Raw genomic sequence first — 4,455 nt, 5'->3', positions numbered from 1 at the left:
AAGAAAAGATATTGAAGCAGACAGTGACGCTGGTACAACGGATTATTTTACAAAGCTTATACAAGATCACGAATCCATTGCCTGGATCCTGAGAAGATATCTGAATTAAAAATCGAAATTTTTTAATTACTAATCCTTTAGTTCTTTTTAAAACTAAAGGATTTTTTTTGTTTTGAAATGGGAATAATTGAATGAGAATAAAAGAAAAACCCAATCGTAGGTCAGGCGATTGGGTTTGAAAGTAATTGTTAAACAGTAGTTACTCTTTGCAGTCTTCTGTTTTTTTGTAATTACCTTTAGAATCAAAGATGATTTTTTTGTCCTTGGCTTTCACGCCATAAGTCACAACGCCGGCAGGGTCAGTTATTTTGAAGTATTCTTTCATCAATACATCTTTGTAATTTTGTTTGATGTACTCAGCTGCAGGTGTAGGTAATTCAGATTCGTTGATTTTAATTTTATTCTCAATCAGTTTCCCTGAAGCATCATAAACAGAATATGTTTTTGTTCCATTCTGATCATATTCGGCAGTGTATTTTGAATCCATTTTTTTCCACTCAACCATTTTGATGTCGGAGTGAGACTTATTGAAGGATGTTGCTACAGGAGCCGGTACATCTTTGTCCATTACTTTTTCTGACTGTGCATTTACCTGAAGCGCAAATGCAGCTGCTGCTAGAAATACAATAATCTTTTTCATATTTTTTTGTGTTAGCTGGATAATTGATTTAATACATAAATTTGTATTTTTTTGTATAGATCCATCTTACATCTTTTGTAAAAAACATTACATGATCTTAAGGCAGCGGTACTGATGTTAATTCTTTTTAACAAAATCTTTTAAGGATTCCCCAAGGTTTGTATGCATAAACCTGAATCCGTGTGCGAGTAGTTTTTCAGGGAGTACCCAACGGCTTTTTAAAACCAATTCAATTTCTGTACGAATCAGTACGGCACCTATTTTCAGCAACCATTTCGGTGTAGGTAATCCAAACGGCACGTGCATGGCTTTGCGTAATTCCTGCATCAATATTTTGTTGGTGGAAGGATTGGGTGAAGAACAATTGTATATGCCATACATGTCTTCATGTGCTTGAATATAACAGATGATATTTTTCAGATCTTCTATATGAAGCCAGCTGAAGCGTTGATTACCGGATCCTTGTTTGCCACCTAAACCAAAACGTACCAGGTTTTTCAGCGGCGACATAACACCTCCGTCTTCGCCTAAAACAATCGCGATACGCAGTGCTACTTGCCGGCATTCAGCATAGTTAAAATGAAAAAAGGCTGCTTCCCATTGAGTCGCAATACCTACAGAAAATCCGCTGCCGATTTCACCGGTAGCTTCTGTCATAGGCCTGTCTTCTGCGTGGCGGTAGATCGTTGCTGTGCTTGAGTTGATCCAGAGCTTGGGCTTGTGTTTACATTTTCCGATGCAGTTGCCCAGTGTTGTTGTAGTTTCGACTCTTGAGCGTAAGATCTCTGCTTTGTTTTTATCGTTATAGCGGCAGTCAACAGATTTTCCTGCCAGATTTATCAGCATCTCTGCACCTTCAAGAGCTTCAATCAGCGCATCCTGATTTGTCCATTGAACAGAACCCGGTTGTCTTGAAACGATGATCACTTCATAGTCTGCATGTGTAAAATACTTTTCCAGATAAGTACCGATAAAGCCGCTGCCTCCGGCTAAAACAATTTTCTTTTTCATATTAGTAAATAAGTAAAGCCAGAACAATCATTCGATAGACTATCCATGTATAACAAAGGTAGGAAGGTAAATGAATTTTTCTAACACGCCGCATATGATCCAGGAATAATATACCTACGACAGTAAAGAAATAAAGGACATTCCATTCAATGTTCCATGGATAGTAATTATTAATTAAAATCAGAGGCCATAATAAAATTGAACCGGATAAAGCGACTAATAACATGTTGTAGTAATAAATAAATATCCGATCACGGTATTTGCGAATCAGTAATGGAAACTGAAATACTAACTGTCCCGTTACGATAGCCGCCTCAAGTTTCCAGTCATAGGGGATAGACAATAAAGGTTGTATCAATACAGAAAATCTGCTGAGTGTATATGCTGTAATGCTTATCGAAATAAGCATTACAGCAAACTGATAAACCTTGTTAACGTTTTCAGGTTTCATAGTTGTATTATTTAACGGGGTGCGCTGGAGATTGGCTGGCTTTTCTTTTTCCGCGGAAGAACAAGAGCAGGTTTAAGAAAAGGATTACGCCCAGATAAATGGAGAAGCCACCGATTTTATGGCTCAGTACTTCTATTAATTCCTGGTGCGACTCAATGCGGTAACTTTTTAAGATCAGCAGCGCTGCACCTATATTCAGCAGGTAGAAGCCAATCTCAAACAGACGGTTTGTTGCCAATGCAATTTCAGCCCTACCATGAAAGATATCCATCATGAAGATCTTACTGTTTTTAAACAGTGTTCTTGCAACCAATACAGTCATGGTAATAGCAATGGGTAAATAAATCAAATAGGTTTTGATTGTTAATGAATTGTCAACGATTGCGGGTACTACATTCTGTGTTTCCATAATATATATTAGTTAGAAGTGGACGGATTACTTTTTTTCTCTATAAGAACAAATATTAAGATGTTTGTAAAGTGCATGCCTCCCAGCACCAGGTAAATGAATCCTATTTTAAAAGCAAGGAATTCAACACAATCTGCCATAGTTGTAAGTCCTTTATTTTGCTCAAGAAAGGGGAGTACAAAACCTGCGTTTACCAAATAAAAACCAGTTAAAAGGATCTTATTAACCGGCAATACAATTTCAATCCTGTTCCGGAAGATCGACATCAGGAAATTTTCCCCGTGTTTATACAGGCTTTTTCCCAGGAAATAGGTTGTATTTCCGGCAATCAGCAAATACAACACAGTAACTATGAAGCTTATTTTCATATATTTAAATATTCAGAACTTTCAATAAATATTGAAACATTGTTATAAATTTTTTACCTCAGTTTTCCTAAGATTTTTAAAAACCAATTTTGATTCGATTTGATATACAGTTCCAATACAGAATTGGTTTGATTGGCAAACTTTAAGAGTTCTTTAGTCACTTTTTTAAATTCCTTAGCGTCATTGGTTTCTCCTTCAACATCGGAGATTTCATTGAGTAATTTCAGGATAGGATCTAATTCGCGGCGTTTGCGTTCTTTAGCTACCTGCACGCTGATTTTCATAATATCTTTATCGGCTTTGAAGAACTCTTTGCGTTCTCCGGAAACTAAAACTTTTTCAGCCAAACCCCAGTCCATCAGCGCACGCAGGTTCATATTGGCGTTGCCTCTGGAAATTTTTAATTCTTCCATTACTTCTTCTGCAGAAAGAGGAACTGTCGAAACCATTAACAAGGCATGAATTTGTGCCATTGTACGGTTTACACCCCAGCTGGATCCTAATGTGCCCCATGCCTGTATATACTTCTCTTTTGCTTCTGAATATTTCATGTTGTAAACGTATATGAATCTTATTGAACTTCCAAATATTATTGAAAGTTTATACGTGATAAATTGCTAGTGTGTTGTCAAATCACCGTTTTTCACCAATCATTCTTTCAAAAGTAATGTGTAGAGCCTCAGAACGATGGAAAGAATGCAACGCTTGTATTTTTTCCTGTAACGCTTATAAGCGTGTAAACATCGATCTTTGCTATGATCAAACAAGTACAACTATGAAAAGGAGAAAGAGTGTAAGCAATATATTCAGTGCGGCAGTCAAAATATTGAGCCTGGCATTTACAATTTATATGGTCATGTCATTTTCCATTATGCTTATGAATCCATAAAGAAAGAATGAATCAATTTCAGAATTTTTATAGCAATCTTTGCACTTGAACTGCGTGTTTTTACAGCTGATTTTTTTATATTAAAATACAATCGCAGGTAAATTTAAAGAATAAGTGTTATCCTATAAAGGACCAAAACTGCCCAGCATTACACCGGACAGCTCTGTTTCCCCAAAAAGGTTAATATCTTGAATGATTTTATTTACTGACGATCTTAATTTCCACACGTCTGTTTAATTGTCTTCCTTTAGCAGTAGCATTGCTGGAAGCAGGATTGGATTCTCCGAAATGCTTTACGACAATTCTGTTTTTGTCAACCCATGATTTAGCGATCAGGTAATTCGCCACCGCCTCTGCACGTTTGTTTGATAATTTATCATTATATGCCTTCGTTCCGATAGAATCTGCATAACCTGATACATCTATTTTCATGGTACTGCTTTTTTTCAAAAGTTCAGCAAGTCTGTCCAGCTCGGGTTGAGATTCTTTTTTTAATTCATATTTATTAAAATCAAAGAATACATTATTTAATGCCACGATCTGTCCGGTTTCAATAGGAGTAAGGTAGAGGTCTTTTTCGTATTCTTTATATGCACTCATGGCCGTCAGATCTATATTTTCATTGAT

7 protein-coding genes are annotated in these 4,455 nt (G+C 36.4%); all 7 read right to left on the bottom strand.

Features of this window, described 5'->3' with window-relative positions:
• Positions 1-259 precede the first annotated feature (259 nt).
• Positions 260-700: a PepSY-like domain-containing protein gene (locus tag ACTHJT_RS16495; protein ID WP_440240228.1), complete on the bottom strand. Its 441-nt coding sequence runs from the start codon at positions 698-700 to the stop codon at positions 260-262.
• 117 nt (positions 701-817) lie between these two features.
• Positions 818-1,711, bottom strand: coding sequence for a TIGR01777 family oxidoreductase (locus ACTHJT_RS16490; protein WP_440240226.1), 894 nt, complete (start codon positions 1,709-1,711; stop codon positions 818-820).
• Between the two features lies 1 nt (position 1,712).
• Positions 1,713-2,162: a hypothetical protein gene (locus ACTHJT_RS16485; RefSeq protein WP_440240224.1), complete on the bottom strand. Its 450-nt coding sequence runs from the start codon at positions 2,160-2,162 to the stop codon at positions 1,713-1,715.
• Positions 2,163-2,169: 7 nt separating this feature from the next.
• On the bottom strand, positions 2,170-2,571 hold the full coding sequence (locus ACTHJT_RS16480; RefSeq protein WP_440240222.1) for a hypothetical protein: 402 nt from the start codon (positions 2,569-2,571) through the stop codon (positions 2,170-2,172).
• A gap of 8 nt (positions 2,572-2,579) precedes the next feature.
• Positions 2,580-2,939 (bottom strand): hypothetical protein, encoded by a 360-nt coding sequence (locus tag ACTHJT_RS16475; RefSeq protein WP_440240220.1) that lies wholly within the window; start codon positions 2,937-2,939, stop codon positions 2,580-2,582.
• A gap of 53 nt (positions 2,940-2,992) precedes the next feature.
• On the bottom strand, positions 2,993-3,490 hold the full coding sequence (locus ACTHJT_RS16470; protein WP_440240218.1) for a GbsR/MarR family transcriptional regulator: 498 nt from the start codon (positions 3,488-3,490) through the stop codon (positions 2,993-2,995).
• A 536-nt stretch (positions 3,491-4,026) separates the two neighbouring features.
• Positions 4,027-4,455, bottom strand: a 429-nt coding sequence (locus ACTHJT_RS16465) for an OmpA family protein (protein ID WP_440240216.1), incomplete at its 5' end; no start/stop codon positions are given.

The organism is Cytophaga sp., from assembly GCF_051961495.1.
Taxonomy (GTDB): domain Bacteria; phylum Bacteroidota; class Bacteroidia; order Cytophagales; family Cytophagaceae; genus Cytophaga.
Note: the sequence above shows the minus strand (reverse complement) of the source record. Positions and strands in the feature narration are given on the sequence as shown.

Excerpts from the sequence above, each read along its gene's own strand:
- ACTHJT_RS16485 (WP_440240224.1), bottom strand. The coding sequence starts at position 2,162 with ATGAAACCTGAAAACGTTAACAAGGTTTATCAGTTTGCTGTAATGCTT.
- ACTHJT_RS16495 (WP_440240228.1), bottom strand. The coding sequence starts at position 700 with ATGAAAAAGATTATTGTATTTCTAGCAGCAGCTGCATTTGCGCTTCAG.
- ACTHJT_RS16475 (WP_440240220.1), bottom strand. The coding sequence starts at position 2,939 with ATGAAAATAAGCTTCATAGTTACTGTGTTGTATTTGCTGATTGCCGGA.
- ACTHJT_RS16480 (WP_440240222.1), bottom strand. The coding sequence starts at position 2,571 with ATGGAAACACAGAATGTAGTACCCGCAATCGTTGACAATTCATTAACA.
- ACTHJT_RS16470 (WP_440240218.1), bottom strand. The coding sequence starts at position 3,490 with ATGAAATATTCAGAAGCAAAAGAGAAGTATATACAGGCATGGGGCACA.
- ACTHJT_RS16490 (WP_440240226.1), bottom strand. The coding sequence starts at position 1,711 with ATGAAAAAGAAAATTGTTTTAGCCGGAGGCAGCGGCTTTATCGGTACT.